Source organism: Gordonia alkanivorans (assembly GCF_004011905.1).
Classification (GTDB): domain Bacteria; phylum Actinomycetota; class Actinomycetes; order Mycobacteriales; family Mycobacteriaceae; genus Gordonia; species Gordonia alkanivorans.
Map to the genome: position 1 here is coordinate 2,920,108 of NZ_CP027114.1, position 24,969 is coordinate 2,945,076.

Consider the following 24,969-nt stretch of genomic DNA (forward strand, 5'->3'; position numbering starts at 1 on the left):
ACCCAACCAATGAACACGCTCGACTTCCTCGACAAGCAGTCCCTTCGCGACGATGTCCCGGAGTTCGGCCCCGGCGACACCCTCGACGTCCACGTCAAGGTCATCGAGGGCAGCAAGGAACGCGTCCAGGTGTTCAAGGGTGTCGTGATCCGTCGCCAGGGTGGCGGCGTCCGCGAGACCTTCACCGTCCGCAAGGTGTCCTTCGGCGTCGGCGTTGAGCGCACCTTCCCGGTGCACAGCCCGAACATCGCCAAGATCGACGTCCTCACCCGCGGTGACGTCCGTCGCGCCAAGCTCTACTACCTGCGTGATCTGCGCGGCAAGGCCGCAAAGATCAAGGAAAAGCGCTGACGCGTCTACCCTGACGAGGTGGCCGACACACAGCGACCCAGCGACGATCGCGACCTTGACACCGAAGGCAACGACGGTGAGAAGCGTCCCTGGCGGTTGAAGTCCGATCCGGACGAGGCCGAGGACGGCAATCGCAAGTCGGGTTCCGGCTCGTTCTTGCGCGAGGTCGCGATCATCGTGGGGTGCGTCCTGCTCCTCACCTGGCTGCTGCAGACCTTCATCGGCCGGCAGTACGTCATCCCGTCGGAGTCGATGGAGTCGACTCTGATCGGTTGCGACGGGTGCACCAATGATCGCATCGTCATCGACAAGTTGGTCTACCGCTTCGGTGACCCCGAGCCCGGTGACGTCGTCGTCTTCAAGGGACCGTCGGAATCATGGAACGGTGCCTGGGTGTCCCCGCGCTCGACCAACCCGGTCATGCACAAGATGCAGGATGCGCTGTCGTGGTTCGGTTTCGCACCGCCCGACGAGAACAATCTGGTCAAGCGCGTGATCGCGACCGGCGGGCAGACCATCGAGTGCCGCAACGACGAGGGTGTCGGCGTGAAGGTCGACGGCAAGCCGTTGCGCGAGCCGTACATCAACATGGAGCTGCAGCGCGAGACCCTGGCGGCCTTCGGGCCCGCTTCCGGGGTCAGCGACGAGCTGCCGCCGTGCCTCGGCCCCGACTTCGGTCCGATCAAGGTGCCCGAGGGCAACGTGTGGGTGATGGGCGACAACCGCCTCAACTCGCAGGACTCGCGGTACCACGTCGACGACCAGTACCAGGGCACCGTTCCGGTCAGCGACATTCGCGGCAAGGTCCGGACCATCATCTATCCCTTCTCGCGGATCGGTGGTGTCGGGTCGATCAATCCTCAGCAATGACCGTGTGGGGATTGCAGACACCATGAGCCGCTGGCCACCGCGTTCGCCCGTCCGTCGGGCAGCCGGACTGCGGACCTTCGAGTTCGCGCTCCACCGGCAGGGCCTCGGCCCGGTCGCGGGGGTCGACGAGGCCGGTCGCGGTGCGTGCGCCGGGCCGCTGGTGGTCGCGGCATGCGTGCTGAAACCGACGCAGCTGGCCTCCCTCGCCGACCTCGACGACTCCAAGCGGCTCACCGAGAAGACCCGTGAGACGCTGTACCAGTCGGTGACCCGGTACGCGCACGCCTGGAGCGCGGTGATCATCGACGCCGCCGAGATCGACCGGATCGGCATCCATGTCGCGAACATCGAGGGGATGCGCCGAGCGGTCGCCGCACTCGACGTGACTCCCGGATACGTGCTGTCCGACGGATTCGTGGTCCCCGGTCTGACCGCGCCGTCACTCCCCGTGATCGGCGGTGACGGGGCCGCGGCCTGCATCGCGGCCGCGAGCATCATCGCGAAGGTGACGCGGGATCGGATCATGGTCGCGATGGACGCCGACCTGCCCGGCTATGATTTCGCGATCCACAAGGGATACAGCACTGCTCTTCACATGTCCCGCATCGATGCGGCGGGACCGTCACCACAACACCGCATGTCGTACCGGAACGTCGCGGCACGAGTGGTCTCCAGCGCAAACGACGACAGAGATAGGCTTACAGGATGAGTGCTGAGGATCTCGAGAAGTACGAAACCGAGATGGAACTCTCTCTGTACCGCGAGTACAAGGACATTGTCGGCCAGTTCACCTATGTGGTGGAGACCGAGCGGCGCTTCTACCTTGCCAACGCGGTCGAGATGATTCCCCGCAACACCGACGGCGAGGTGTACTTCGAGCTTCGGATGAGTGACGCCTGGGTCTGGGACATGTACCGGCCGGCGCGTTTCGTCAAGCAGGTTCGGGTGATCACCTTCAAGGACGTCAACATCGAAGAGCTCGAGAAGCCGGAGCTGCGGCTTCCCGACGAGCCCTGAACTCTCATGGGGTGATCCGGCCACCCTGTGCGTGGTGGGGTGGTTCTCCACAGATTCGGCCGCGGCGGGTGTGTTCCCGCCGCGGCCGAGTCGTGTTCGGGGAACCTTCAGCGCATGAGCAATCGCCGCGCGCACGTGGGCAAGCTGGGGGAGGACATCGCCGCCGAGTTCGTCGGCTCACTCGGTTGGGTTGTGCTGGAGCGCAACTGGCGCAACCGGTATGGCGAGCTCGACCTGATCGCCGTCGACCCGCAAGACCGGGCCGGTCCCACGCTGGTGGTCGTCGAGGTGAAGACGCGTGCCAGCCGCACCTTCGACGACGCCGTGATGGCCGTGACCCCGGACAAGCTCGCCCGGATGCGCCGGCTCGCCCGGACCTGGCTCACGGGGCAGGAACGACGATGGCATCAGATCCGGTTCGACGTCATCAGCGTGCAATTGGATGGCTTCACTCCCGACGACGCCGCGGCGGTGCGTGTGAGGCACCACCGCGGAGTCCACGAGTGAGTCTTCGAAGCGTGGGCTACAACTTGCCGAGGTCGGAGCGGATCAGCATGACGTTGTAGTCGCTCCAGCGGGAGGCGTTGAAGTACAACTCTTTTCCCGTGCCCGTCAGTGCCGGCGAGCTCGGCAACATCATCGGTCCGTAGACCACCGGGTTGCCGGGGGCCACGATGTTGCGCGGCGAGCTCCATGGGCCTTCCGGATGGTCCGCGGTGCGGAGCCGGATCCCGTTGTCCCCGTCGAGCATGAGGTATTTGTTCAGGGAGGGGCTCCACGCCACGGACAGTTCGCTGACCGGCTGGCGGACGACGACCCCTTCGGTGTCATGGATCTTGCTGATGTCGTCAACCCATCCGATCCGCTCGCCCGACCAATACTCGTAGTTGTCCAGGTTGCGGATGTCGCCGGGTTCGAACCGCGCCAGGAATGCGGCGCCGAAACGGCCGTTGGGCGTACCGAACTGGTAGACGTACTTCGCTTCGTTGGCGGTGTCGGGGCGTCCGCGCATGTACGCGTTCTGCTGGAACTTTCCGTTGTTGACGTCGATCGCGCGGAGGTTGCCGGGGAGGGCGAGGTCGATCGGCGCGTTGATGAGGATGGTGTCAGGGTCGCTGTTCCACGTCTGACCGTTGTCGTCGGAGTAGGCGATACCCGAGTAGTTGGTGATCCAGTTGCCTGCCGAGCCCCAGGACCGCACCGACATGTAGTTGATGTACTGCCGGAATCCGTTGCCGTGGGGGAGCGAGATGGCCGCGGTGGGGATCGTGGTGACCTCGATGTTCGCGATGCCCAGCGAGGGGATGAGTTCCTCGGCGTAGTTCGCTCGACCCCTGATCACGGTGCCCGAGTTCACGTCGCCGGCGACGCCGTCGGGGATGGTGATCTTCCCGTCGGTGAAGTCGTCGTCGTTCGTGCGCAGCAGGACGTTGTGCCGCCATTCCTGACCGGCGACACTGCAATTGCCGAAGGTGTCGCCGAACGCCATCAACGTCTGCCCCCGGCCGTTGTCCCAGGCGATGCCGAGGTCGGTGCCGCTGATGCCGAAGCGGTCGTAGGTGTCGTTGTTGCTGCGCGGCCCGGTGACCCAGCTGAGAACCTTCGAGATGTTCCCGTTGTAGACGGGGAGCGGGCCCTGCGGCCCACGCTCGGGGCTGGTGGAACTTCCGGACGAACCCGAGGAACCGAACAAGCCGGACCCCGCACCGGGGTTGCCGCACGGTGCGGCCTCGGCGACGCCGGTACCGGCGGTCAGGACGATCGCGGAGGTACCGAGTGCGAAAGCTCCCGCCAGCGCCAGTCGGACACCCTTGGTGAAACGGCTGGGCACTAAGACCTCCGTGTGACAGGTGTTGCTGAAGTTGTGGACGTGACTATTGTTACTAGAGTTGTGTCACAGAAGGCCCCGAGATGGGTCACGATCCGGTGTCAGCGGATGAGGTGCCGCTTCTCCGACTCGGTGCGCGACTGCCAGCCGACGCGTTCGAGTTCTGGAATGTCGTTCTTCTGTTCGGGATATCCGACGCAGAGGTAGGCCACGAGCTTCCAGGTGGACGGGACCGCGAGGGCGGCGGCCACCTCGTCGGGCTCGAGGATGGACACCCACCCGATGCCGACGCCACGGGCCCGAGCCGCCAGCCACATCGTGGTGATTGCTGTGACGACGGAGTACTCGAGTGTCTCCGGCACGGTCTGGCGACCCAAGCCGTGGCCCTGGTCGGCATCGGGCTCGCAGAACACGGCCAGGTGGACCGGAGCGTCGTCGAGGCCGGCGAGTTTGAGTGACGAGTACAGCTGTCCGCGTTCGCCGGTGTACCCGTCGAGCGCTTCGGCGTTGCAGCGGACGAAGCTGTCGCGCACGGCCTCCCGCGCCGACCTGGTCTGCACCTCGACCCACCGCCAGGGCTGACTGTTGCCGACGGACGGTGAGAGCTCTGCCGCTTCGAGGATCTCGGGGAGGAGATGCGGTTCGAGCCGTTCGCGACTGAACCGGCGGACGTCGCGTCGCCAGCGGAAGAGTCGGTCGAGGTCGTCGACGAACGCGTCGTCGAAAGTTCCGTCACTCATCGGTTGTCGAGCCTAGCGAGGGCGATCGATCAGAACGGCGCCGGTCCGTCGATTTGCTCGCGGCGTTCGCGTTCGCGCCGGTTACGGGCACGTTCGGCTCGCCGCCGGGCGTGCTTCGCGGCGGTTCGGTTGTTCGGTGGCGGGGTGTCGTCACCGGTGATGACCCGCGGGGTGGGTGGGGCCTGGGCGGGTTGCTCGAAGCGGATGCGGCGCAGGTTGGGGAAGAGGTCTTCCAGGGTTTCGGCGTCACCGCGGATGCGGTATCCCTCGGGGGTGATGAACTCGGTGACCAGGCGGCCGTCTTCGTCGCGGTACTGGACGTCGATCCAGTCGCCGAAGGTCTTGTGCAGGTGCCCGTACCGGCATTTGGCGTTCAGGTTCTCACTGGAAGTCAGTCCGCCGCGCGTCGGGCATTGACGGTCGAACTCGGCGACGTGGTCGAGGTCGCAGTCGAAGGACGACCGCTCACAACCCGGTTCGGTGCAGTAACCGTCGCGGATGCGGACGAAGTCGGCGCAGGCGATGGTAGGACGATAGGGATCAGACGGTTGGGAGCCCGGGTATACGACGATCTCCGCCGAGGCCGTGCGCTTCCCGGCGGGGTCTGTCGCAGTATCGGTGACTGGTGAATCGACTCGTGGGCGTTCGTGTTCGGTGGCGACACGTGTCGGTGCGGTACGGACCGGAGTCACCGATTTGATCGTCGCGTCGGGCCGGTTGGCGAGATCACGGACGTGTTCGTCGGAGATGACGCCGTGGCCGTCGATCCAGCCGATCCCGGGTGCGCCGTTCAGGGTCGCAGGATCGGTGACGGCATGGATGACGATCTCGCTGCGCACCGACGCGACAGCCGCCCCGGGTTCGGGCACCTCGGCCGCGCAGTCCTCACGATCGCAGCAGCACTCGAACGGTGTGCTGGTCAGGAGGGCGAACGTCGCGTCGGAGGTGCGTTGCCCGACGGTGCGGCCGTCGTGTTCGCACACCGAGTCCGCGAGTGCGCGGACGGCTTTGGCGGCGATGCGGGTGTTTTCCGCGGACATGACCGCGGAGAACACGCCGGTGCCGTCGTCGAGGATGTCGATCCACATGCCCCGGTTGTCGAGGGCTTCTTTGCGGCGTTCGCGTACCAGGTCGGGGTCGTGGCGGAACACCAGGCGGTCGACCATGTCTCGCAGGCGTGCGCGGCTCCACGCGCCCTTCTTGGTGCGGAGGTTGGCGGCGATGTCGGCGTCGAGGATCGGGATGATCGACGAGTCGGCGGGGATGAGTGCGGTGCGGGATGCGATCACCTGCAGCTGCCAACGGGTCGTGATGCCATCGCGCAGGGTGTCGAGTACCTCGGGCAGGTTCTCGTGCAGGGTGATGGTTTCGTCGATGAGGATCTCGGCTTGGCGTCGTGTCAAAGACAACTGGCGCGACACCCGCTGGACGCACTCGGCCTCACCGGTGACGACGATCCCGCCGTCGAAGGTGTTGCCGGTGGTTATGCAGCGTTCGGCGATCGCGTGGACCGTCCGATAGCGGATCCAGTGTTCGTGTGATTCGCGGCATTGGGACGCTTTGAGTTCGTCCATGAGGGAGTACATGTCGGCGTCGTAGGGGTGGGCAGGGTCGATCCCGGCGAAAACCTCGCCAGTTGGATCGTTACGTTGCCCCGACACTCTGCCCCCAGAAGTGTTGCAGTGCCGGCCCGGTCGGGCGGCTCACCTGCTGATAACCAATGTAAACCCGGCCACCGACAAGATTCGATTCTGATCCACAGCCGTCGGTCAAGTCCCAGGTAGTGGTGTAACTCGTTTCTGATCCTTCGTCGGGCTTTCAGGCAGGCAGTTCGATCAGCGGGTCGGTAGTGGCCTCCGGTGTTGTGGTGGTGTCGGTGGTCAGGGTCAGTCGACATCGGGTGAGGACCTCGAGGCCGAGGTATCGGCGGCCTTCGGCCCACTCGTCGGTCTGCTCGGCCAGGACCGCGCCGATGAGTCGGATGATGGCGTCACGGTTGGGGAAGATACCCACAACGTCAGTGCGGCGGCGGATCTCGCGGTTGAGTCGTTCGGTGGGGTTGTTAGACCAGATCTGTCGCCACACGTCATCGGGGAAGCCTGTGAAGGCCAACAGGTCCTCTCGAGCGTCACCGAGATGGTCAGCAACCTTGGGGAGTCTGCCTTCGGTGTATTCCAGGAGTCGGTCGAACTGCTCGTGCACCGCGGTGGCGGTGGGCTGGTCATACACGCTGTGCAGCATCGCTTTGACCGCCGGCCACATGGACTTGGGGCACACCGCCATCAGGTTGGCCGCGTAGTGGGTACGGCACCGTTGCCACACGGCGCCGGGCAGGTTCGCCGCGATCGCCTCGACCAGTCCGGCATGGGCATCAGAGGTCACCAGACGCACCCCGCCCAGCCCGCGGGCGACCAGATCGGCGAAGAAGGTGTTCCAGGAGGCTTTGGTTTCGCTGGTCGCTACTTGCATGCCCAACACCTCGCGGTGGCCATCGCCGTTGACACCGGTGGCCAGCAGGACAACGGCTTTGACGACCTGCTTGTTCTCGCGGACTTTGATCGTCAGGGCATCTGCGGTGACGAAGGTGAACGGCCCGACCTCGTCGAGGCGACGATGGCGGAATGCTGTGACCTGTTCGTCGAGGTCGGTGGCCATGCGTGAGACCTGTGACTTCGACAGTGAGTCGATGCCGAGTGTCTTGACCAGTTTGTCCATCCGGCGGGTCGAGACTCCGGCCAGGTAGCAGTCGGCCACGACGGTGATCAGTGCTGACTCAGCCCGCTTGCGGCGTTCGAGGAGCCACTCGGGAAAGTAGCTGCCCGAACGTAGCTTCGGAATGGCGACGTCGACGGTGCCGACGCGGGTATCCAGTGGCCGGTGGCGGTAGCCGTTGCGGCGGTTGGTGCGCTCTGATGTGTGTTGGTTCCATTCGGCTCCGCAGACCGCGTCGGCATCGGCCGATAGCAGCGCGTTGATCATGGTTTGCAGCAGCTCACGCATCAGATCTGGTGACGCGTCTGCGAGGGCTTGGCCAAGAAGGCCTGCAGGGTCGACAATGTGGGGTGCGGTCATCGCGATGACTCCTCGAGGATTCTGTGGAAGGTTGACTCGAAGGACACGCGGTGGCCGCTCTGCATCCGTTAACGACACGACGTCGATAACGAACTCGGCCACCGAGTTACACCACTCTATGGGGCACTACTCAGCCGTCTCCTCGTTACGGAGTTGTGCATCAACGGTATTCACCGAGCCGGAGTCGGAGAAAACCGCTCGACTCGGAGGTATGCAGGCGCGACAATTGCCCGATGTCCGAGTACGAGAAGGTCACACGCTTCGAGGTCATCGATCACACGACCGGTGGTCGCGGTCGCGTCTACAGCAGGCATGACGTCTCGATCGAACTGAGCTATCAGGACGACGGCCGGACGCTCAAGGTCTTCGTCGACGATCCCAAGTCATAGTCCGGGGCGATGGACAACCCGTCTTCCTTCCACAGATAGCGCGTCGGGGAGTCGCTACGCCGTTTCAATCCGCGATTCCCGAAGAGACTGACTCGCATGTTGGGGCAAACACAGTCGGTGGGGCTCAATGCCTTTGCGGCGCGGGTCGTTGACGTGCAGGCGAGCGTCGGGTCGGGGTTACCGGGTTTCGCGGTGACCGGTAACCCGGACCCGTCGGTGCGTGAGGCGCGCGACCGGGTGCGGGCGGCGGTCAAGAACTCGGGGTTCAAATTCCCCGACCTGAAGGTGACGGTGGCGTTGTCGCCGGCGGACATGCCGAAGGTCGGTTCGGGTTTCGATCTGTCCATGGCAGTCGCGATTCTTGCTGCGACAGAACAGGTGTCGTCGGAGAAGCTGACGTCGACGATCTTCCTCGGTGAGCTCGGGCTCGACGGGAACGTCCGGCCGATCCGGGGAGTACTGCCCGCGGTGATCGCCGCCCGTCAGGCGGGTTATCGACGTGCGGTGGTGCCGATCGAGACCGTGGCCGAGGCGACGCTGGTCGAGGGGGTGGACGTCGGGGGAGCGTCGAGTCTCAAGGAGGTGGCCGCCTGGCTCGCCGGTGACCTCGTACTGGACAACTTTCAGCGGACGCCGCCCACGAAGCCGCCGCCGATACCGGACATGGCCGACGTGGTGGGTCAGCACGAGGCGCGGCATGCACTCGAGATCGCAGCGGCAGGAGCACATCACGTTCTCATGACCGGGTCGCCCGGCATCGGGAAGACCATGCTCGCACGTCGGCTCCCGGGCATACTGCCACCGCTGGGCATCGAGGACTCGCTAGAAGTGACGGCGATCCACTCGCTGGTCGGGGAGTTGTCGCCGGGACGCCCGCTGATCACCGAGCCGCCGTTCGTCGCGCCGCACCACAGTTCCTCGACGACGGCGCTGCTCGGCGGCGGAACCGGATTCGCCCGGCCGGGCGCGGTCTCCAAGGCACACCGGGGCGTCTTGTTCCTCGACGAATGCGCCGAGATGAGCGCGAAAGTCCTCGAATCCCTGCGGGAACCCCTGGAAGACGGCGAGGTGCGGGTGCCGCGGCGGGACGGCGTCGCGTCGTACCCGGCGCGGTTCCAGCTCATCCTCGCCGCGAATCCGTGCCCATGCGCACCCGCGCACGATGTCGACTGTGTATGCACCGCAGTCGTGCGACGCCGGTACCTCGGCAAGCTGTCGGGGCCGCTGCTCGACCGTGTCGACATCCGCGTCCGCATGGATCCGCCGGGCAACGCCGCGCTGATGAGCGGGACGGGGGAGTCGAGTGCCGAGGTCCGTGCCCGGGTCACCGCGGCGCGTGCGGCAGCGGTCGAGCGATGGTCCGAGTTCGGCTGGCGAACCAACGCCGAGGTGCCGGGAGCCGCACTCCGGCAGAAGTTCCGGCTCCCGCCCGATGTTCTCCGGCCCATCGAATTGTTTCTCCGCGACGGGCGCGTGACGGCCCGTGGCGCCGACCGCGCGCTGCGACTGGCCTGGACCCTGAGCGATCTACGCGGCACTGATCAACCCGTCGAAGATGATGTCGCGCAAGCACTTCTGTACCGAGACCGAGGAGCAACGTGGTGAGTGGCAAGTACCCGGCGGAGATGACGGCATGGGCGTACCTGGCGCGCGTGGCCGAGCCGCCGTGTGCGGACGTGATCGCGCTGGTGGATCAGGTCGGTCCGGTGGACGCAGCATCGGCGATCCGCAACCGGGCTGTCCCGGACGGTCACGAACCGGTCCTGGCCGCGACGGCAGCCCGACACGAATCCGACCGTGCGACCGAGGATCTCGACGCGGCCGCCGCGATCGGTGCACGGCTGGTCACCAGATCCGATCCGGAGTGGCCGGCCTGGGCGCTCCTCGCCCTCGGCCAGGCCGACACCGCCGCACGCGGCGGCGAGCCACTGGCGCTCTGGGTGCGTGGCCCCGCCCGGCTCGACGACCTCGCCACCGCATCGGTCGCGCTCATCGGGTCCCGCGCGGCGTCGCCGTACGGCGGGCACGTCACGCAGATGTTGGCATCGGGGCTCTCGGGCGAGGGCTTCGCGGTGATCTCCGGTGGCGCCTTCGGCATAGACGGGGTGGCGCACCGCGCCGTCGTCGCGGCCGGTGGGGTGACCGCGGCCGTGATGGCCTGTGGTATCGACCGCGACTATCCGGCTGCGCACTCCGCGCTGTTGGCGGAGATCGCCCGGACCGGCGCGATCATCAGCGAGTACCCGCCGGGCACGACCGCCGCCAAACATCGCTTTCTCACCCGTAACCGGCTGGTCGCGTCACTGTCGGGTGCGACCGTCGTCGTAGAGGCCGGCAGACGTTCGGGCGCGGCGAACACGGCCGCCTGGGCGCGGAAACTCGGCCGACCGCTGGGTGCGGTGCCCGGGCCGGTGACGTCGGCGACGTCGGTCGGGTGTCATCGGATGATCGCCGACGGACTGGCGGTGCTGGTCTCCGACGTCGCGTCGGCGGTGAACCTCGTCCGGCCCGACGGCGGGGGAGACATCGGTCGGGGGAGGGCGAAACCGACCGACGGGCTCAGCGCCGAGCAGTTGCGCGTGCACGACGCGATTCCGGGTAGGGGTGGCGTGGGTATTCAGGAGATCGCCTTCGCGGCGGGGCTCGAGGTGCCGGCCGTCCGGGCGGCGTTGGCACGGCTGGACATCGACGGGCTGGTGGAAAACGTCGGCGGTCAGTGGCGACTGGCCACCGGGTGACTCACTTGCGCGTCAGGATGTCGAGGAAGATACGCAGATCGTCGGCCGTTGCCTCGCCGAGCCGTCCGTGAGCGTGCACGAAGCCGATACCTGCGTAGAGCAGCGTGGTGGCGCGGGCGTGGGCCTCGGCCTCGTCGAAGCCGAGTTCCCGCATCGCCTGATGGGAGATCTGGAAGATCTGTCCGTCGAGCTCGGCGATCGAGTCGGCGATCGACCCGTCGGTCTCTGCCCACCGGCGCATCGCGGCTTCCATCCGCCAGCGCCGGGGATCGGAGATGAGCCCTGCCATACCCTCTATCCGCTCGACCGGAGGGAGCTCCTCGAGGTTCGCGAGCCGGGTGACGGCCGCGGCCTGGACCTTCCGGCAGTGGTCGGCGAGCTCGGACTTCATCGTCGCGATGTCGGTGAAGTGCCAGTAGAAGCTGCCCTTGGTGACCCCGAGCCGGGAGCTGAGCCGCGAGATCTTCAGCCCGCCGATGCCGTCCTCGAGCAGGACCTCCACGGCCGCGTCGAGCCAGTCGTCGGCCCCGAGACGCGATCCGCGGACGGGAGCGCTGTCTTCTACGGGCTGGGGTTCCACTGGTTGGTCCGGCATGGAATCGCCTCTGGTCGGGGTCTCGCGACGTCTGATCTCAAGAATTGCGAACTCTCGGATCACATCGCTTGATCGTGAGAAAACCTTACAAAGGGCCACCAGTGCCTTCCCCGGACGAGCCCGCAGCGGCTCTTAGGCTCACCTAAGTTGAAGGCGTAAGGTGAACGCGACAAGGAGGTCCCATGGCCAAGCGTGTGAACACGATGACGGTGCTCCGTCGCGAGCAGATCAGCCCGCACTTCGTCCGCCTGTACCTCGGTGGCGAGGGTTTCGACGACTTCCAGGCGGCGGTCGGTACATCCGGTGACCCCGACACGGACATGTACGTGAAGTTCATCTTCGCGCCGGAGGGCGTGACCTACCCGGAGCCGTTCGACCTCCAGGAAGTCCGGACGACACTCCCGCCCGAACAGCAACCGGTCCTGCGCACCTACACGGTTCGCCGCGTCGACCCGCAGGCTCGTGAGATCCTCGTCGACTTCGTCGTCCACGGCGACGAGGGCATCGCCGGCCCGTGGGCAGCATCGGTGGAGCCGGGCGAGACCGTTCGGTTCATCGGCCCGGGCAGCGGATACCGGCCCAAGTCCGACGCCGCGTGGCATCTCCTCGCGGCCGACGAGGCCGGACTGCCCGCCGTGGCCGCGGCACTCGAGGCGCTGCCCGCCGACGCGATCGCCAAGGTGTTCATCGAGGTCGCCGGACCCGAGGACGAACTCGACCTCATCGCACCCCCGGGTGCGGAGATCGTCTGGGTCCACCGCGGTGGAGCGGCCGGCGAGGTCGACGACTCGGTCGCCGGCGACAACGCGCCCCTCATCGCCGCCGTCCGCAACGCGGAATGGCTCGACGGCGAACCCCACGTCTTCATCCACGGTGAGGCGCAGGCCGTCATGCACAACCTGCGCAGCTACATTCGCAAGGAACGCAAGGTCAGTCCGGCCAACGCCTCGATCTCCGGGTACTGGCGCCGCGGCCGCACGGAAGAGGGCTTCCGGACATGGAAGGCCGAACTGCGCGCCGCCGAGGAAGGAGCGCCGGCCGGCCGGCAGCCGAGTACGTAGGCATCGATCCGGCCACGGCACCGCGTGTGGGGTTGCACCCGCTCCAGTCGCGCGCTGTGCTGACGGGCATGCTCGACGACTTCGCCGATCACCTGCGCCTGGAGAAGGGTCGCAGTGAACACACCATCCGCGCCTATGTCGGTGGTGCACGTGCGCTGCTGTCGTTCGCGGGTGCCCGGGGAATCGCTGCGGCCGACATCGACCTCGCCCTCCTGCGTGCCTGGCTGGCCGAACTGACGCGGCGCGGCGCCGCCCGCACGACGATCGCGCGGCAGGTCTCCGCGGCGAAGACCTTCTGCGCGTGGGCGGTTCGCGAGGGCATCATGGCCGCCGACCCCTCACAGCGACTCAAGGCCCCGAAGGCCCATCGCACACTGCCGGCCGTCCTCGCGCCCGGCCAGGCCGACGCCGCGATCGGTGCGACCGCACAGGATCGTGACCCCGACGACCCGATCTCACTCCGGGACAGGTTGATCCTGGAGTTGTTGTACGCCAGCGGGATTCGCGTCGGCGAACTGTGCGGGCTGGACATCGACGACATCGACACGGGGCGTCGAATCCTGCGCGTGATCGGCAAGGGCGACAAGGAACGGTCCGTGCCCTACGGCGAACCCGCGGCCAAGGCCATCGACGACTGGTTGCGACAGGGGCGTCCCGCACTGGCCACCGACACCTCGGGAGCTGCACTGCTACTGGGAGCACGTGGCGGCCGGCTCGACCAGCGGATGGCACGGTCGGTGGTGTCCGGCGCGGTCCAGGCCGCCGGAGGCCCGGCGATGGGGCCGCACGGCCTCCGGCACAGCGCCGCGACCCATCTCCTCGAAGGTGGCGCCGACCTACGGGTCGTACAGGAACTGCTCGGACACTCCTCGCTGGCGACGACGCAGATCTACACCCATGTGAGCGTCGAACGCCTCCGCGCAGTGCACCGTCAGGCGCATCCCCGGGCCTGATCAGGGTTCTCCGGCGTTCAGCGGTTTGAGCCGCACCCGCACGGCCCCGAGCAGACCCAGGGGATTCAGGTACTCGGCGTCGCGCCCCACCCCGCGTCGAGCGCCCCAGTGCAGGCACGTGAGCGTCGGACATCCGGGATGCCCAGCGACGAGTGTGCCGATCGTGTCGCCCCGGGACACGGGGTCGCCCTCGCCGACGGTGGCCTCGACGGGCTCATAGGTGGTGATCAGCCCGTCCGGATGCTGCACCGAGACCACCGGCCGACCCGCCACCCGGCCGGCGAACCGCACACGACCGGCACCCGCCGTGGATACCGCGACACCGGGTACGGCCGCCAGGTCGACGCCCCGGTGCCCCGGCTGCCACCGTTTCTCCGGCGCATCGAAGCCGGTCACGACGGTGGGACGGGGCGGCAGCGGCGCTGAATAGGGACGAGGCGCGGCGGTAACCTGGGGCGGCGTCGAGTACAGCACGACCAGGAACAAGGACGCCGCCAACGCGGTGCGGGAACCCGAGGTCTGCATTCCTGTTGGACGCACCGGAACGCGATCCGGATCCGTCGCCGGGCAGGGGACCGGAGCGTTTTGGTTTTCGCTGGTCGACGCGCGTAAACTCTGGTCCGCACCTCATCGGTTGTTGATGGGGTGACTTCGCGCGCCTGCGACAACACGCCGAATGTGCAGTCCCGACCCGGTCATCGACCGAAATCGGGTGACATCCGCCGGCAGGCGCCAGGGTCGACACCAACCCGGTGCCGACAGACAACTGCGACAAAAGGAAATCTCATGGCTGTCGTGACCATGAAGCAGCTGCTTGACAGCGGCGCACACTTCGGGCACCAGACCCGCCGTTGGAACCCGAAGATGAAGCGATTCATCTTCACCGACCGCAACGGCATCTACATCATCGATCTGCAGCAGACGCTGACCTACATCGACAAGGCCTACGAGTTCGTCAAGGAGACCGTCGCCCACGGCGGCACCATCCTCTTCGTCGGCACCAAGAAGCAGGCTCAGGAGTCCATCGCCGCTGAGGCCACCCGCGTCGGGATGCCTTACGTCAACCAGCGTTGGCTCGGCGGCATGCTCACCAACTTCAACACCGTGCACAAGCGTCTCCAGCGCATGAAGGAGCTGGAGACCATGGAGCAGACCGGTGGCTTCGAGGGTCGCACCAAGAAGGAGATCTTGATGCTGACCCGCGAGAAGAACAAGCTCGAGCGCACGCTCGGCGGTATCCGCGACATGGCCAAGGTTCCCTCGGCCGTGTGGGTCGTCGACACCAACAAGGAGCACATCGCCGTCGGTGAGGCTCGCAAGCTGAACATCCCGGTCATCGCGATCCTGGACACCAACTGCGACCCCGACCTCGTCGACTACCCGATCCCGGGCAACGACGACGCCATCCGTTCGGCTGCTCTGCTGACCCGCGTCGTGGCCTCGGCCGTCGCCGAGGGCCTGCAGGCCCGCGCCGGTGCTGCCGGTGGCGACGCCAAGCCGGAGGCAGCCGCAGGCGAGCCGCTCGCCGAGTGGGAGCAGGAACTGCTGACCCAGGCCGCCGCTCCGGCCGGTGGCGAAGCAGCCACCGACGCGCCGGCTGCCCAGTAACACCTGCCGCAGCAATTCGGTCCCACCACACTCTTTCGAAGGAGGCTCGCCAACGATGGCGAACTACACCGCAGCCGACGTGAAGCGACTTCGCGACCTCACCGGTTCTGGAATGCTGGACTGCAAGAACGCGCTGGCCAACAACGACGGTGATTTCGACAAGGCCGTCGAGGAGCTGCGCATCAAGGGCGCCAAGGACGTGGGCAAGCGCGCTGAGCGCTCCACCGCCGAGGGCCTGGTCGCCGCCAAGGGCGGTGCGCTGATCGAGATCAACTCCGAGACCGACTTCGTCGCCAAGAACGACGAGTTCCAGAAGCTCGCCGATGACATCGTCACCGCCGCCGCCGAGGCCAAGACCAACGATGTCGAGGAGCTGAAGAAGGCTGCTCTCGGCAGCGGCACGGTCGACGAGGCCATCGCCGCGCTCTCGGCCAAGATCGGCGAGAAGCTCGAGCTCCGTCGCGTCGTCTTCTACGACGGCCCGGTCGCCGTGTACCTGCACAAGCGTGCTTCGGACCTCCCGCCCGCCGTCGGCGTGCTGGTGTCCTACACCGGTGAGGGCGAGGGTGCCGAAGAGGCCGCTCGCGGCGCCGCCATGCAGGTCGCAGCTCTCAAGGCCAAGTACGCCACTCGCGAAGAGGTCCCCGCGGACGTCGTCGAGAACGAGCGTCGTATCGCCGAGCAGACCGCCAAGGAGGAGGGCAAGCCGGAGCAGGCTCTGCCCAAGATCGTGGAGGGTCGGGTCAACGGCTTCTACAAGGACGTCGTGCTGCTCGACCAGCCGTCGGTCCAGGATTCGAAGAAGACCGTCAAGGCGCTGCTCGACGAGGCCGGTGTGACCGTCAACGGCTTCACCCGCTTCGAGGTCGGACAGGCCTGATCGCCTCCGGGGTCTCCCCGGACGACGACTCGACCGCCCCGTCTCCCATCGTGGAGGCGGGGCGGTTGTCGTTGCGCCGCAACACGAATGTCAGACCGCCGACGCCGATGGCGAGTGCGGCCAGCACCCACAGCGTCGTGCGGAACGCGTCCAGGAAGGTGCGCGCGGTGACGGCCCGCGCCGCCTCCTGCGTGTAAGGCTGCGCGTCGGCGGCGATCGCCGCGACGGCGCTGTTCGCCGGGGTGTCCGCGCATCCCGGGACCGGTCGCTCCGGATGCGGTGAGGTGAGCTGTTGCGACGCACACCAGGCGAACCGGTCGGCGACGGTCGGCCGGAACATCGGGTCGACCGGCGAATCCTCCAGGGCGACGGCGAGTTCGGCGCGTACCGCGGGCACACTGGTGTCGGTCTGCCCGGCCACCTGGCCGAAGAAGAACATCGTCACCAGCGCCAGGCCGATCGACGCCCCTATCTGCTGCACGGTGGGGATCGTGCCGCTGGCCGACCCGACCGTTTCCGGCGAGGTGTCGGAGAGGATGACCGCCTGAAGGGGTGCGACGAACAATCCCGTGCCCACCCCGCCGAGTACCAGGGGAGCCAGGATCGCGCCCACCGGAAGGATTTCCGACGCCGGGTCGAGGGTCATCGCGATCCATGCGAACGCCACCCCGACGGTGACCACACCGCCGAGCAGCACCCGGGGCGCGCCCATCCGGGCGACGGCCCACGGCGACGCGACCGACCCCACGGCTGCCCCGCCGGCGAACGGCAATGCGAGAAGTCCGGTGTCCAGTGCCGAGTACCCGAGACCGAACTGCGCGGAAATCGACACGGTGAAGAAGAATCCCGCGAAGACACTGAAGAACAACAGCGACATGGCGAGCCCGGCCGTGAACCGGCGCGAGGAGAAGAGCGTCATGCGTAGCAACGGCGTCCCGCCCTGTGCGGTAAGGCGTTTCTGCTGCCAGACGAAGGCCGCCGACAGGACGACGGCGGCGCCGAGCATGATCCACAGCGGTGCCGGCCACTGTTGTTCCCGGCCCACGGCCAGCGGGTACAGCAGCAGGAACAGCGCGGAGGCCGAGAGCATCATCCCGACGATGTCCGGCCGGTCCGGATCAGGGTCGAGGGCAGCGGGGAGTCGACGCCACGCCAGCACGCAGGCGAGTATGCCGAGCGGGAGGTTGACGAAGAAGATGGTGCGCCAACCCCATCCGGCGACGTCGGCGTGCACCAGCAGTCCGCCGACGACGGGACCGAGGATCGCGGCGAGTCCGGCGACCGCGCCGTAGATCCCGAAGACCAGGCCGTCGCGCTCCCTGGAGAACAGGGCGGCGATCAGGGCCAGCGTCTGGGCCGACATCAGCGCAGCACTGACTCCCTGCGCACCGCGGAACACGATGAGCATCACCGGATCCGTTGCGAGACCGCACAACATCGAGGTGGCGGTGAACGCGACCATCGCGATCACGAACAGACGTCGACGCCCATACCGGCCGCCGAGAGTGGCCGCGGTGAGCAGGGTGCACGCGAACGACAAGGTGTACACCGTCAGCACGAGGAGCTGCTGTGAGGTCGATGCACCGAGGTCGACAGTGAGATCGGGCAGCGCGATGTTGACGATGGTCGTGTCCAGCATCTGCATGAACACGCCCAGCAGGCACCCGGCGAGGGCGAGCCACGCCGGGCCCACCGTCACGATGTGAGTGCGGGCAACGACGGTCGGTAGTCACCCTGGTCGGCCACCGCGCTGATGACCTCGACGAAGCGTTCGACGTAGCGCTGCACCGACTCCCGGGCGATGTCGGTGTTCGGGTAGAGGAACGTGATCGAGGTGGTGGTGGGGAACCGGTTGACCCACATGTAGACCTCCTCGCTGCTCCCGCGGTTGCCGAAGAGGCAACCGTTCCCGGCCTCGAAGATCTCCACGCCCGGCAACTTGCGCACGTCGACGTAGGAGATCATCGGCACCGACCAGCCCGGCTTGACGCTGATCCCGTCCGCGGGTTCGGCGAGTTCCAGTACCCGGTGGAAAGAGATGTCGGTCAGCTCTTTTCCGGCGGCGTAGCTCTGCGCGGCCAGCGGTGCGAGGCTGCGGAACGTCGTCGTGTCGTCGACCGTCAACGAAACCGGGATGAGGCTGGTGAACCAGCCCACCGAGTTCATCTCCTCGGCACCGGACCGGGTGCTCTTCGGCGTCATGCCGAAATAGTCGTTCTTGCCGGTGAATTCGGCGTAGACCAGTGCGGCGGTGGCCATGATCCCGGCGATCACGTTGGAACCGAGTTCACGGCAGACGTCCTCGAAGCGCTGGGCGGCGGCCTCGTCGAACACCGTCGCGTTCATGAGCGCACTCCTCGTGTACCCCTCGGTGTCCGTGCCGAGGGGGAGCGGGAAGCTCGGCAGTCGGCCCTCGTTGGCCCGGACCAGGTCGATCCACCGTTCGACGTGGGGTGAGTGACGGGTGAGCTGCCGCGAGATGGCGCGCTCACGTGCGCAGTAGTCGATATAGCTTCCGACGGGCGGTAGTTCGGCGCCGGCGTCGAAGGCGGCGTTCATGTAGAGCGTCATGAGCTCCAGGCAGGTGGATGCCTGGGAGATGCCGTCGGTGTTGAGGTGGTCGACGGCCGCATAGATCGTGAAGCCGCCCTCCCATTCGATCGCACCGAAGGTGAAGCAGTCCCAGTTGAACGGTCCCGAGGTCTCTTCCTGTACGAGCGTACAAAGACGCTCGGCGTCGAGATCGCCGTGATCGACAGGCACCATCTCGATGTCCTCGGTCGGCACGAGGTGACGAAGCACCGAACCGTCGTCCTCCATGGAGAACCACGAACGGAAGCTGTCGTGACGCCGGACGAACTGGTTGACCGCAGTGGTCATCGCATCGACGTCCAGCGGGGCGTTGACGTCGAACGCCATGAGGCACAACCGGGCGAACCGGAACCCCGCAGATTCGTTGCGCCACGCAACCTTCAGGTATTCCTCTTGCTGATGCGAGGCGGGGACGGGGTGGACGGGCGCGTGGCCGGCAGCGGTAACCGAGGCGAGCGAGGCCACCCAACTCGTCAGGTGACCGGGGCGAGGCTCCCACTCCTCGATCAGTCCGAACTTAATCATGGTGTGACCACCTCTTTGCTGAAGGGGATTTTCTTACGGGCGAACCAATTTGGTTACGCGCGTTGTCATTCGGTTGACTTACATGTTTGGACGATCGCACGGACGGTACCCGAGATTGGGGTCGCCGGAACAGGCTTCCGGCGAAAGTGTCGCTTATGCGTGAGAATGCCCGGATTCCTGGACATTTGACCACAGTGGACACCGTTGAGATTGTCCGGCAGACTGCCTCCGCATCGATGTGATGCGGCTCGCATCGGCGGTTGTGCTGCAGGAAAGCGGAGTGGATGAAGAAACAGGGTCTCACGGTGGGTCTCGTCGCGCTGTCGGTGCTGGCGATGGTGGTCGGTTTGTCGGGTCATGCTGCGGCGGAACCGAATCCGGCGTCGATCGTCGCCGAACGCGTGCAGCCTGCGGGCGAGATCGACCTGGCGGTGCGATCGACGGCCATGCGAACGACGATGACAGTGAAAGTGCTTCCTGCCAAGGGGGATCGACCCGCTCCCACCCTGTACCTGCTGAACGGCGCCGCCGGTGGTGACGGCGGTAGCAGCTGGTTCGACCGCACCGACATCCGGACGTACTTCGCCGATCAGCACGTCAACGTGGTCGTCCCCATGGGCGGCGCCGCGAGCTACTTCACCGATTGGCAACGGCCGGATCCCGTCCTCGGGGTGCAAAAATGGGCCACGTTTCTCACCAAAGAGCTGCCCGCCGTGATCGACCGTCGTCTCGACGCCAACGGCCGCAACGCGGTCGCCGGGATCTCGATGGCCGGCACCTCGGTGTTCCAGCTCTCGCTGCACGCGCCCGAACTGTACGAGGCGCTCGGTTCGTTCAGCGGGTGCGCGCAGACGAGCGATCCGCTGGGTCAGGCCGTGGTGCGCATGGTCGTGGAGGGGCGCGGCCACGGCAACACCCTCAACATGTGGGGGCCGCCGACGAGTCCGGCGTGGCGCGCCAACGATCCCTTCGTGCATGCGGAGTCGTTCCGCGGCAAGTCGATCTACGTGTCCAACGGTTCCGGTGCGCCGGGGCGTTACGACACGATCGACGGGCCGGGCATCGACGGCAACGGTTCCAAGCTCTTCGACCAGCTCGCCGTGGGCGCGGTGATCGAGACCGCCACGGCGGAGTGCACCCGCAATCTGCAGCGCCGGATGCGGGAGCTCGGGGTGCCGGCGACCTTCCATCTGTACGAGGGCGGCACCCACTCATGGCCGTACTGGCAGGACGAACTGCACCGCGCCTGGCCCCAGTTCCGCGCGGCACTCGCCGGGTGACCCCCGACGACCTCGTCGTCTTCGTCGATGCCGACGTCGTCGACCCTGAACCGGAGGATGTCTCCCGGATGCTCGGCCCGCTGCTCACCACCCCGGGCCTGCAGCTGGTCAAGGGGTACCGCCGGGATCCGGCCGGTGGCGGTCGTGTCACGGAGTTGCTGGTGCGGCCCCTGGTCGCGTCGCTGTGTCCCGAGCTGGCGGGGATCATCCAACCGATCGGCGGTGACCTCGCCGGGACACGCGACCTGCTGACGTCGATCCCGTTCGCGCCCGGCCACGGCGTCGACATCGGCATCCTCCTCGACACCGTCGCGGAGTTCGGGACAGATGCCGTCGGTCAGGTCGATCTGGGCGTCCGGGAATCGCGGAGTCGCCCGCTGGTGGAGCTCGGCCCGGTGGCGCGCCAGATCGTCGCCACCCTGCTCGAACGGCTCGGGATCGAGGACTCGCAGGCCCCCCTGGCACAGTTTCTGCCCGACGGCGACGGGTATCGGTGTGTGCGGACGTTTCCGATGCCGGCCCGGGCCGAGGAGTACGCGTGTCGCGAGTCGCATTCGGTGAGGACGTAACATAGTCCACCGAACCGACGAGTGAGGAAGCGAATGAGCGAAGCGCCCGATCCCACCCCATCCGATCTCAAGAAGGCCGAGCGTTCCGGATTCAAACGAGTCCTGTTGAAGCTGGGCGGTGAGATGTTCGGCGGGGGAGAGGTCGGTCTGGACCCGGACGTCGTGGCGACCGTGGCCGATCAGATCGCCGACGTCGTGAACTCCGGCGTCCAGGTGGCCGTCGTCATCGGCGGCGGCAACTTCTTCCGCGGGGCCGAACTGCAGCAGCGCGGCCTCGACCGCAGCCGCTCGGATTACATGGGCATGCTCGGCACCGTGATGAATTGCCTTGCTCTGCAAGACTTCCTGGAGAAGCGCGGCATCAGCACCCGCGTGCAGACCGCCATCACCATGGGCCAGGTCGCCGAGCCGTACCTGCCGCTGCGCGCCCAGCGCCACCTCGAGAAGGGGCGCGTGGTCATCTTCGGCGCCGGCATGGGCATGCCGTACTTCTCCACCGACACCACCGCGGCCCAGCGTGCGCTGGAGATCAAGGCGGAGGTGGTCCTCATGGCCAAGGCCGTCGACGGTGTCTACGACGCCGACCCGCGGACCGATCCGAACGCCAGGCTATTCACCGAGATCACCCACCGCGAGGTCCTCGACAAGGAACTCAAGGTCGCCGACGCGACCGCCTTCAGTCTGTGTATGGACAACAAGATGCCGATCTTGGTGTTCAATTTGCTCCAACAGGGCAACATCGCCAGGGCGGTGGCCGGTGACCGGATCGGCACGCTGGTCAGCACCTAGCAGCCCGCGACCCCACGAGAACACGGCCCGCACGAGAACCGGCCTGCCAGGCCCTACGGAACGGAACAAGGACGAAGATGATCGACGACGCGCTGCTCGACGCCGAGGAGAAGATGGAGAAGGCGGTCAACGTCGCCAAGGAGGACATGGGCTCCATCCGCACCGGACGTGCGAACCCGGCCATGTTCAACAGGATCAACATCGAGTACTACGGCTCCATGACCCCGGTGACGCAGGTCGCGTCGATCAACACGCCCGAGCCGCGCCTGGTCGTCATCAAGCCGTACGAGGCGTCGACGCTCCGTGACATCGAGACCGCGATCCGCAACTCCGATCTCGGCGTGAACCCGACCAACGACGGCACGATCATCCGCGTCGCCATCCCGCAGCTCACCGAGGAGCGTCGCCGCGACCTGGTGAAGCAGGCCAAGGGCAAGGGTGAGGACGCGAAGGTCGCCATCCGCAACGTGCGCCGCAAGGCCGCCGACGAGCTCAAGCGCATCCAGAAGGACGGCGAGGCGGGCGAGGACGAGGTCACCCGTGCCGAGAAGGAACTCGACAAGACCACGGCCACGTATGTGCATCAGATCGACGAATTGGTGAAGCACAAAGAAGACGAATTGCTCGAGGTGTGAGCGAGAAGGCATCCGACCCCGAGAACAAGATCGGCCCCGAGAAGAAGTCACGGGCAGGTCGTGACCTGCCGGCCGCCATCGCGGTCGGAGGCACTCTCGGCGTCAGCATCATCCTGATCCTGCTGTTCGCGCCGATGCTCTGGTACGTCCTCGTCGCGGTCGCCTTCGCGATCGCGACCTGGGAGGTCACCAAGCGGCTGCAGACCGCGGGGTACAACGTCGCGTTCTGGCCGCTGCTCATCGGCGGTCAGGCCATCATCTGGGTCAGCTGGCCGTACGGGCCCACCGGCGTGCTGGTCGCGTTCGTCGCGACCGTGCTGGTGTCGATGGTGTGGAAACTGCTCGCCCAGGGCATCTCGAACGCACCGGAGAACTACCTCAAGGACCTCGCCCTCACGGTGTTCGTGCTGGCCTGGCTACCGCTCCTGGCGTCTTTCGGCGTCCACCTCGTCACGCAGGAGGACGGCGCCGCCCGGGTCGCGACCCTCATGGTGGTCGTCGTCTGCTCCGACGTCGGCGGATACGCCGCCGGTGTCATGTTCGGCAGACACCCGATGGCACCGGCGATCAGCCCCAAGAAGTCCTGGGAGGGTCTCGTCGGTTCGCTGCTCGTCGGCACGATCGGCGCGGTCGGCTGCATCACGTTCCTGATCGGCAGCCACTGGTGGATCGGTCTGATCCTCGGACCCGTGCTGGTCGTGTGCGCAACGCTCGGTGACCTGGTGGAGTCGCAGGTCAAGCGTGATCTCGGCATCAAGGACATGGGCACGCTGCTGCCGGGCCACGGCGGCATCATGGATCGCCTCGACAGCCTGCTGCCCTCGGCGTTCGTGGTGTGGGCGGTGCTGACGGCTCTGCTGTAGGGAGCCCGACCTACCCGGCGGCCCTCTTCAGCGCCCGACGCAGCTGCAACATGCGCAGACCGCCGATGATGGCGACGATCAACGCACCCGCGATCGCGGCGATCAGCAGGCTCACCCCGAGCGGGAGGTTGACCTCCCAAAAGATCAGCTCGATCCGCTGACTCTCCAGGTTCTGCACGATGAACACCAGCAGCAGGACCAGGATGATCGCGCCGATGACGACGCCGAACCAGGTCGCGCGGGTGCGGGTGTGCTCGACGTCGGCGACGGTCTGGCGCAGACGGTCGCGCTCGGCCAGCACGGCGTCGTGATCATCCGCGGCCGGTACCGGGGTCACGGGTGCGGGCTCGGGGACGGGCACGGCGTCATGAGCGGGGTGGGGCTCGCCCTGCGAACCCCACTGGGGGACCGGATTCCCGGTTCGTCGGCGATCGGGTGTGGTCATGGGTTCATCATGACATGCGACAATGGCCCGATGACCTCATTACCGCTGGTGTTCGACGCGCCCAAACGTGGGCTGCCGCCGACACACTTCGCCGACCTCGACGCCGCCGGCCGCGTCGCGGCGCTGGCCGAATTGGGTCTCCCGAAGTTCCGGGCCGATCAGCTGGCCCGGCAGTACTACGCGCGCCTCAACGGCGACGTCGAGGAGATGACCGATCTGCCCGCGGCCTCCCGCGACGCCGTGCGAGAAAAGCTCTTCCCGCAGCTCCTCACGCCGGTGCGGCACATCTCGTGCGACGACGACTCGACCCGCAAAACCCTGTGGCGCCTGCACGACGGCACTCTCCTCGAGAGCGTGCTGATGCGCTACACCGAGCGCAACACGCTGTGCATCTCCAGTCAGGCCGGCTGCGGCATGGCCTGCCCGTTCTGCGCCACCGGACAGGGTGGCCTCGACCGCAACCTGTCGACCGCCGAGATCGTCGACCAGGTGCGGGCCGCGGCGCGTGCCCTGCGCGACGGAGAACTCGGCGAGCCGGGACGCCTGTCGAACGTCGTGTTCATGGGCATGGGCGAGCCGCTCGCGAACTACAAGCGCGTCGTCAGTGCCGTCCGCCAGATCACCTCGCCGGCACCCGACGGGCTCGGGATCTCGGCGCGATCGGTGACCGTCTCGACCGTCGGTCTCGCCCCGTCGATCCGGCGTCTCGCCGATGAGGGCCTCGCGGTCACGCTCGCGGTGTCCCTGCACACCCCCGACGACGAACTGCGCGACACCCTCGTGCCGGTCAACAACCGTTGGTCGGTGGCCGAGGTGCTGGAGGCCGCGCGCTACTACGCCGACACCACCGGACGCCGCGTCTCCATCGAGTACGCGCTGATCCGCGACGTCAACGACCAGCCCTGGCGGGCCGACATGCTGGGACAGAAGCTGCACAAGGCGCTCGGCTCCCTCGTGCACGTGAACCTCATCCCGCTCAACCCCACACCGGGCTCGGAGTGGGATGCCAGTCCCAAGCCGGTGGAACGGGAGTTCGTGCGCCGCGTCCGCGAACAGGGCGTGTCCTGCACGGTGCGCGACACCCGCGGGCAGGAGATCGCCGCGGCCTGCGGCCAGCTCGCCGCCGAAGAGCGCTAGCCCGCAGGAGGCTGTAAACACGAAAAACGCTG

At 66.8% G+C, this 24,969-nt stretch carries 27 protein-coding genes; 18 read left to right on the plus strand and 9 right to left on the minus strand.

Annotation, left to right across the window (positions count from 1 at the left end):
• Positions 1 to 9: 9 nt before the first annotated feature.
• The 5 genes from rplS (at position 10) to C5O27_RS13255 (ending at position 2,745) form a co-directional block, all read left to right on the plus strand.
• Positions 10 to 351, plus strand: coding sequence for a 50S ribosomal protein L19 (rplS, locus tag C5O27_RS13235; RefSeq protein WP_005198975.1), 342 nt, complete (start codon positions 10 to 12; stop codon positions 349 to 351).
• Positions 352 to 369: 18 nt separating this feature from the next.
• Entirely contained in the window at positions 370 to 1,221 is an 852-nt protein-coding gene (lepB, locus tag C5O27_RS13240) for a signal peptidase I (RefSeq protein ID WP_127962894.1), read from the plus strand.
• A gap of 22 nt (positions 1,222 to 1,243) precedes the next feature.
• A complete protein-coding gene (locus tag C5O27_RS13245) occupies positions 1,244 to 1,930 on the plus strand; it encodes a ribonuclease HII (RefSeq protein ID WP_035754153.1) in 687 nt (228 codons plus the stop codon).
• Entirely contained in the window at positions 1,927 to 2,238 is a 312-nt protein-coding gene (locus C5O27_RS13250; protein WP_005198978.1) for a DUF2469 domain-containing protein, read from the plus strand. The genes C5O27_RS13245 and C5O27_RS13250 overlap by 4 nt, the downstream gene beginning before the upstream one ends.
• 114 nt (positions 2,239 to 2,352) lie before the next feature.
• Positions 2,353 to 2,745: a YraN family protein gene (locus C5O27_RS13255; protein WP_006357909.1), complete on the plus strand. Its 393-nt coding sequence runs from the start codon at positions 2,353 to 2,355 to the stop codon at positions 2,743 to 2,745.
• A 16-nt stretch (positions 2,746 to 2,761) separates the two neighbouring features.
• Here C5O27_RS13255 and C5O27_RS13260 read toward each other — a convergent pair whose 3' ends face one another.
• From C5O27_RS13260 to C5O27_RS13275, 4 genes are all read right to left on the minus strand, one after another.
• Positions 2,762 to 4,069 carry a DUF4185 domain-containing protein gene (locus tag C5O27_RS13260; protein WP_127962895.1) on the minus strand — a complete coding sequence of 436 codons (1,308 nt, stop codon included), beginning with the start codon at positions 4,067 to 4,069 and terminating at the stop codon, positions 2,762 to 2,764.
• Between the two features lie 98 nt (positions 4,070 to 4,167).
• Entirely contained in the window at positions 4,168 to 4,806 is a 639-nt protein-coding gene (bluB, locus tag C5O27_RS13265; protein ID WP_127962896.1) for a 5,6-dimethylbenzimidazole synthase, read from the minus strand.
• Positions 4,807 to 4,835: 29 nt separating this feature from the next.
• Entirely contained in the window at positions 4,836 to 6,467 is a 1,632-nt protein-coding gene (locus C5O27_RS13270) for a DUF222 domain-containing protein (protein WP_425269566.1), read from the minus strand.
• 157 nt (positions 6,468 to 6,624) lie between these two features.
• A complete protein-coding gene (locus C5O27_RS13275; protein WP_127963839.1) occupies positions 6,625 to 7,878 on the minus strand; it encodes an IS256 family transposase in 1,254 nt (417 codons plus the stop codon).
• A gap of 233 nt (positions 7,879 to 8,111) precedes the next feature.
• On the opposite strand from C5O27_RS13275, the gene C5O27_RS22755 reads away from it, so the two are divergent.
• From C5O27_RS22755 to dprA, 3 genes are all read left to right on the plus strand, one after another.
• A complete protein-coding gene (locus tag C5O27_RS22755) occupies positions 8,112 to 8,267 on the plus strand; it encodes a hypothetical protein (RefSeq protein ID WP_164905318.1) in 156 nt (51 codons plus the stop codon).
• 96 nt (positions 8,268 to 8,363) lie between these two features.
• Positions 8,364 to 9,872, plus strand: coding sequence for a YifB family Mg chelatase-like AAA ATPase (locus C5O27_RS13280; protein WP_127962897.1), 1,509 nt, complete (start codon positions 8,364 to 8,366; stop codon positions 9,870 to 9,872).
• A 20-nt stretch (positions 9,873 to 9,892) separates the two neighbouring features.
• Positions 9,893 to 11,005, plus strand: coding sequence for a DNA-processing protein DprA (gene dprA, locus C5O27_RS13285; RefSeq protein WP_196222050.1), 1,113 nt, complete (start codon positions 9,893 to 9,895; stop codon positions 11,003 to 11,005).
• Between the two features lies 1 nt (position 11,006).
• Here dprA and C5O27_RS13290 read toward each other — a convergent pair whose 3' ends face one another.
• Positions 11,007 to 11,600 carry a TetR/AcrR family transcriptional regulator gene (locus tag C5O27_RS13290; RefSeq protein WP_035754097.1) on the minus strand — a complete coding sequence of 198 codons (594 nt, stop codon included), beginning with the start codon at positions 11,598 to 11,600 and terminating at the stop codon, positions 11,007 to 11,009.
• A 182-nt stretch (positions 11,601 to 11,782) separates the two neighbouring features.
• Between C5O27_RS13290 and C5O27_RS13295 the strand changes: the two genes are divergently transcribed.
• Together C5O27_RS13295 and C5O27_RS13300 are read left to right on the plus strand one after the other, a co-directional pair.
• On the plus strand, positions 11,783 to 12,661 hold the full coding sequence (locus tag C5O27_RS13295; RefSeq protein ID WP_127962898.1) for a siderophore-interacting protein: 879 nt from the start codon (positions 11,783 to 11,785) through the stop codon (positions 12,659 to 12,661).
• A gap of 68 nt (positions 12,662 to 12,729) precedes the next feature.
• Complete coding sequence (locus C5O27_RS13300) at positions 12,730 to 13,614, plus strand: tyrosine recombinase XerC (RefSeq protein WP_040004204.1); 885 nt, start codon at positions 12,730 to 12,732, stop codon at positions 13,612 to 13,614.
• Here the strand turns inward: C5O27_RS13300 and C5O27_RS13305 are convergent, their stop codons facing one another.
• A complete protein-coding gene (locus C5O27_RS13305; RefSeq protein ID WP_006359266.1) occupies positions 13,615 to 14,139 on the minus strand; it encodes a M23 family metallopeptidase in 525 nt (174 codons plus the stop codon).
• A gap of 261 nt (positions 14,140 to 14,400) precedes the next feature.
• Here C5O27_RS13305 and rpsB point away from each other — a divergent pair, with 261 nt between their 5' ends.
• Entirely contained in the window at positions 14,401 to 15,222 is an 822-nt protein-coding gene (rpsB, locus tag C5O27_RS13310) for a 30S ribosomal protein S2 (protein ID WP_005198990.1), read from the plus strand.
• Positions 15,223 to 15,277: 55 nt separating this feature from the next.
• Entirely contained in the window at positions 15,278 to 16,102 is an 825-nt protein-coding gene (gene tsf / locus C5O27_RS13315) for a translation elongation factor Ts (protein WP_127962899.1), read from the plus strand.
• On the opposite strand, the gene C5O27_RS13320 is transcribed toward tsf, so the two are convergent.
• Together C5O27_RS13320 and C5O27_RS13325 are read right to left on the minus strand one after the other, a co-directional pair.
• A complete protein-coding gene (locus tag C5O27_RS13320; protein WP_127962900.1) occupies positions 16,074 to 17,801 on the minus strand; it encodes an MFS transporter in 1,728 nt (575 codons plus the stop codon). The genes tsf and C5O27_RS13320 overlap by 29 nt on opposite strands.
• The gene (locus tag C5O27_RS13325) at positions 17,798 to 19,219 is read right to left on the minus strand and encodes a condensation domain-containing protein (protein WP_042375882.1); all 1,422 of its coding nucleotides are present in this window, start codon (positions 19,217 to 19,219) and stop codon (positions 17,798 to 17,800) included. The genes C5O27_RS13320 and C5O27_RS13325 overlap by 4 nt, the downstream gene beginning before the upstream one ends.
• A gap of 284 nt (positions 19,220 to 19,503) precedes the next feature.
• On the opposite strand from C5O27_RS13325, the gene C5O27_RS13330 reads away from it, so the two are divergent.
• The 5 genes from C5O27_RS13330 (at position 19,504) to C5O27_RS13350 (ending at position 23,355) form a co-directional block, all read left to right on the plus strand.
• Entirely contained in the window at positions 19,504 to 20,499 is a 996-nt protein-coding gene (locus C5O27_RS13330) for an alpha/beta hydrolase (protein ID WP_042375883.1), read from the plus strand.
• Positions 20,496 to 21,068: a glycosyltransferase family protein gene (locus tag C5O27_RS13335; RefSeq protein WP_316042965.1), complete on the plus strand. Its 573-nt coding sequence runs from the start codon at positions 20,496 to 20,498 to the stop codon at positions 21,066 to 21,068. The genes C5O27_RS13330 and C5O27_RS13335 overlap by 4 nt, the downstream gene beginning before the upstream one ends.
• Before the next feature lie 33 nt (positions 21,069 to 21,101).
• The gene (gene pyrH / locus C5O27_RS13340) at positions 21,102 to 21,857 is read left to right on the plus strand and encodes a UMP kinase (protein ID WP_006359271.1); all 756 of its coding nucleotides are present in this window, start codon (positions 21,102 to 21,104) and stop codon (positions 21,855 to 21,857) included.
• A 77-nt stretch (positions 21,858 to 21,934) separates the two neighbouring features.
• Positions 21,935 to 22,492 (plus strand): ribosome recycling factor, encoded by a 558-nt coding sequence (frr, locus tag C5O27_RS13345; RefSeq protein ID WP_127962901.1) that lies wholly within the window; start codon positions 21,935 to 21,937, stop codon positions 22,490 to 22,492.
• Positions 22,489 to 23,355, plus strand: a complete 867-nt coding sequence (locus C5O27_RS13350) for a phosphatidate cytidylyltransferase (RefSeq protein ID WP_127962902.1) — start codon at positions 22,489 to 22,491, stop codon at positions 23,353 to 23,355. Before frr ends, C5O27_RS13350 begins: the two co-directional genes overlap by 4 nt.
• A gap of 10 nt (positions 23,356 to 23,365) precedes the next feature.
• Here C5O27_RS13350 and C5O27_RS13355 read toward each other — a convergent pair whose 3' ends face one another.
• Entirely contained in the window at positions 23,366 to 23,800 is a 435-nt protein-coding gene (locus C5O27_RS13355; RefSeq protein WP_040004198.1) for a LapA family protein, read from the minus strand.
• A 30-nt stretch (positions 23,801 to 23,830) separates the two neighbouring features.
• Between C5O27_RS13355 and rlmN the strand changes: the two genes are divergently transcribed.
• The gene (gene rlmN / locus C5O27_RS13360) at positions 23,831 to 24,937 is read left to right on the plus strand and encodes a dual-specificity RNA methyltransferase RlmN (protein ID WP_040004199.1); all 1,107 of its coding nucleotides are present in this window, start codon (positions 23,831 to 23,833) and stop codon (positions 24,935 to 24,937) included.
• The last annotated feature ends 32 nt before the right edge of the window (positions 24,938 to 24,969 follow it).

What these genes read in the sequence shown, in the direction of transcription:
- rplS (WP_005198975.1), top strand. Translation starts at nt 10, where the DNA reads ATGAACACGCTCGACTTCCTCGACAAGCAGTCCCTTCGCGACGATGTC.
- C5O27_RS13245 (WP_035754153.1), top strand. Translation starts at nt 1,244, where the DNA reads ATGAGCCGCTGGCCACCGCGTTCGCCCGTCCGTCGGGCAGCCGGACTG.
- C5O27_RS13250 (WP_005198978.1), top strand. Translation starts at nt 1,927, where the DNA reads ATGAGTGCTGAGGATCTCGAGAAGTACGAAACCGAGATGGAACTCTCT.
- C5O27_RS13255 (WP_006357909.1), top strand. Translation starts at nt 2,353, where the DNA reads ATGAGCAATCGCCGCGCGCACGTGGGCAAGCTGGGGGAGGACATCGCC.
- bluB (WP_127962896.1), bottom strand. Translation starts at nt 4,806, where the DNA reads ATGAGTGACGGAACTTTCGACGACGCGTTCGTCGACGACCTCGACCGA.
- C5O27_RS13275 (WP_127963839.1), bottom strand. Translation starts at nt 7,878, where the DNA reads ATGACCGCACCCCACATTGTCGACCCTGCAGGCCTTCTTGGCCAAGCC.
- C5O27_RS22755 (WP_164905318.1), top strand. Translation starts at nt 8,112, where the DNA reads ATGTCCGAGTACGAGAAGGTCACACGCTTCGAGGTCATCGATCACACG.
- C5O27_RS13280 (WP_127962897.1), top strand. Translation starts at nt 8,364, where the DNA reads ATGTTGGGGCAAACACAGTCGGTGGGGCTCAATGCCTTTGCGGCGCGG.
- dprA (WP_196222050.1), top strand. Translation starts at nt 9,893, where the DNA reads ATGACGGCATGGGCGTACCTGGCGCGCGTGGCCGAGCCGCCGTGTGCG.
- C5O27_RS13290 (WP_035754097.1), bottom strand. Translation starts at nt 11,600, where the DNA reads ATGCCGGACCAACCAGTGGAACCCCAGCCCGTAGAAGACAGCGCTCCC.
- C5O27_RS13295 (WP_127962898.1), top strand. Translation starts at nt 11,783, where the DNA reads ATGGCCAAGCGTGTGAACACGATGACGGTGCTCCGTCGCGAGCAGATC.
- C5O27_RS13300 (WP_040004204.1), top strand. Translation starts at nt 12,730, where the DNA reads ATGCTCGACGACTTCGCCGATCACCTGCGCCTGGAGAAGGGTCGCAGT.
- C5O27_RS13305 (WP_006359266.1), bottom strand. Translation starts at nt 14,139, where the DNA reads ATGCAGACCTCGGGTTCCCGCACCGCGTTGGCGGCGTCCTTGTTCCTG.
- rpsB (WP_005198990.1), top strand. Translation starts at nt 14,401, where the DNA reads ATGGCTGTCGTGACCATGAAGCAGCTGCTTGACAGCGGCGCACACTTC.
- tsf (WP_127962899.1), top strand. Translation starts at nt 15,278, where the DNA reads ATGGCGAACTACACCGCAGCCGACGTGAAGCGACTTCGCGACCTCACC.
- C5O27_RS13325 (WP_042375882.1), bottom strand. Translation starts at nt 19,219, where the DNA reads ATGATTAAGTTCGGACTGATCGAGGAGTGGGAGCCTCGCCCCGGTCAC.
- C5O27_RS13330 (WP_042375883.1), top strand. Translation starts at nt 19,504, where the DNA reads ATGAAGAAACAGGGTCTCACGGTGGGTCTCGTCGCGCTGTCGGTGCTG.
- pyrH (WP_006359271.1), top strand. Translation starts at nt 21,102, where the DNA reads ATGAGCGAAGCGCCCGATCCCACCCCATCCGATCTCAAGAAGGCCGAG.
- frr (WP_127962901.1), top strand. Translation starts at nt 21,935, where the DNA reads ATGATCGACGACGCGCTGCTCGACGCCGAGGAGAAGATGGAGAAGGCG.
- C5O27_RS13355 (WP_040004198.1), bottom strand. Translation starts at nt 23,800, where the DNA reads ATGACCACACCCGATCGCCGACGAACCGGGAATCCGGTCCCCCAGTGG.
- rlmN (WP_040004199.1), top strand. Translation starts at nt 23,831, where the DNA reads ATGACCTCATTACCGCTGGTGTTCGACGCGCCCAAACGTGGGCTGCCG.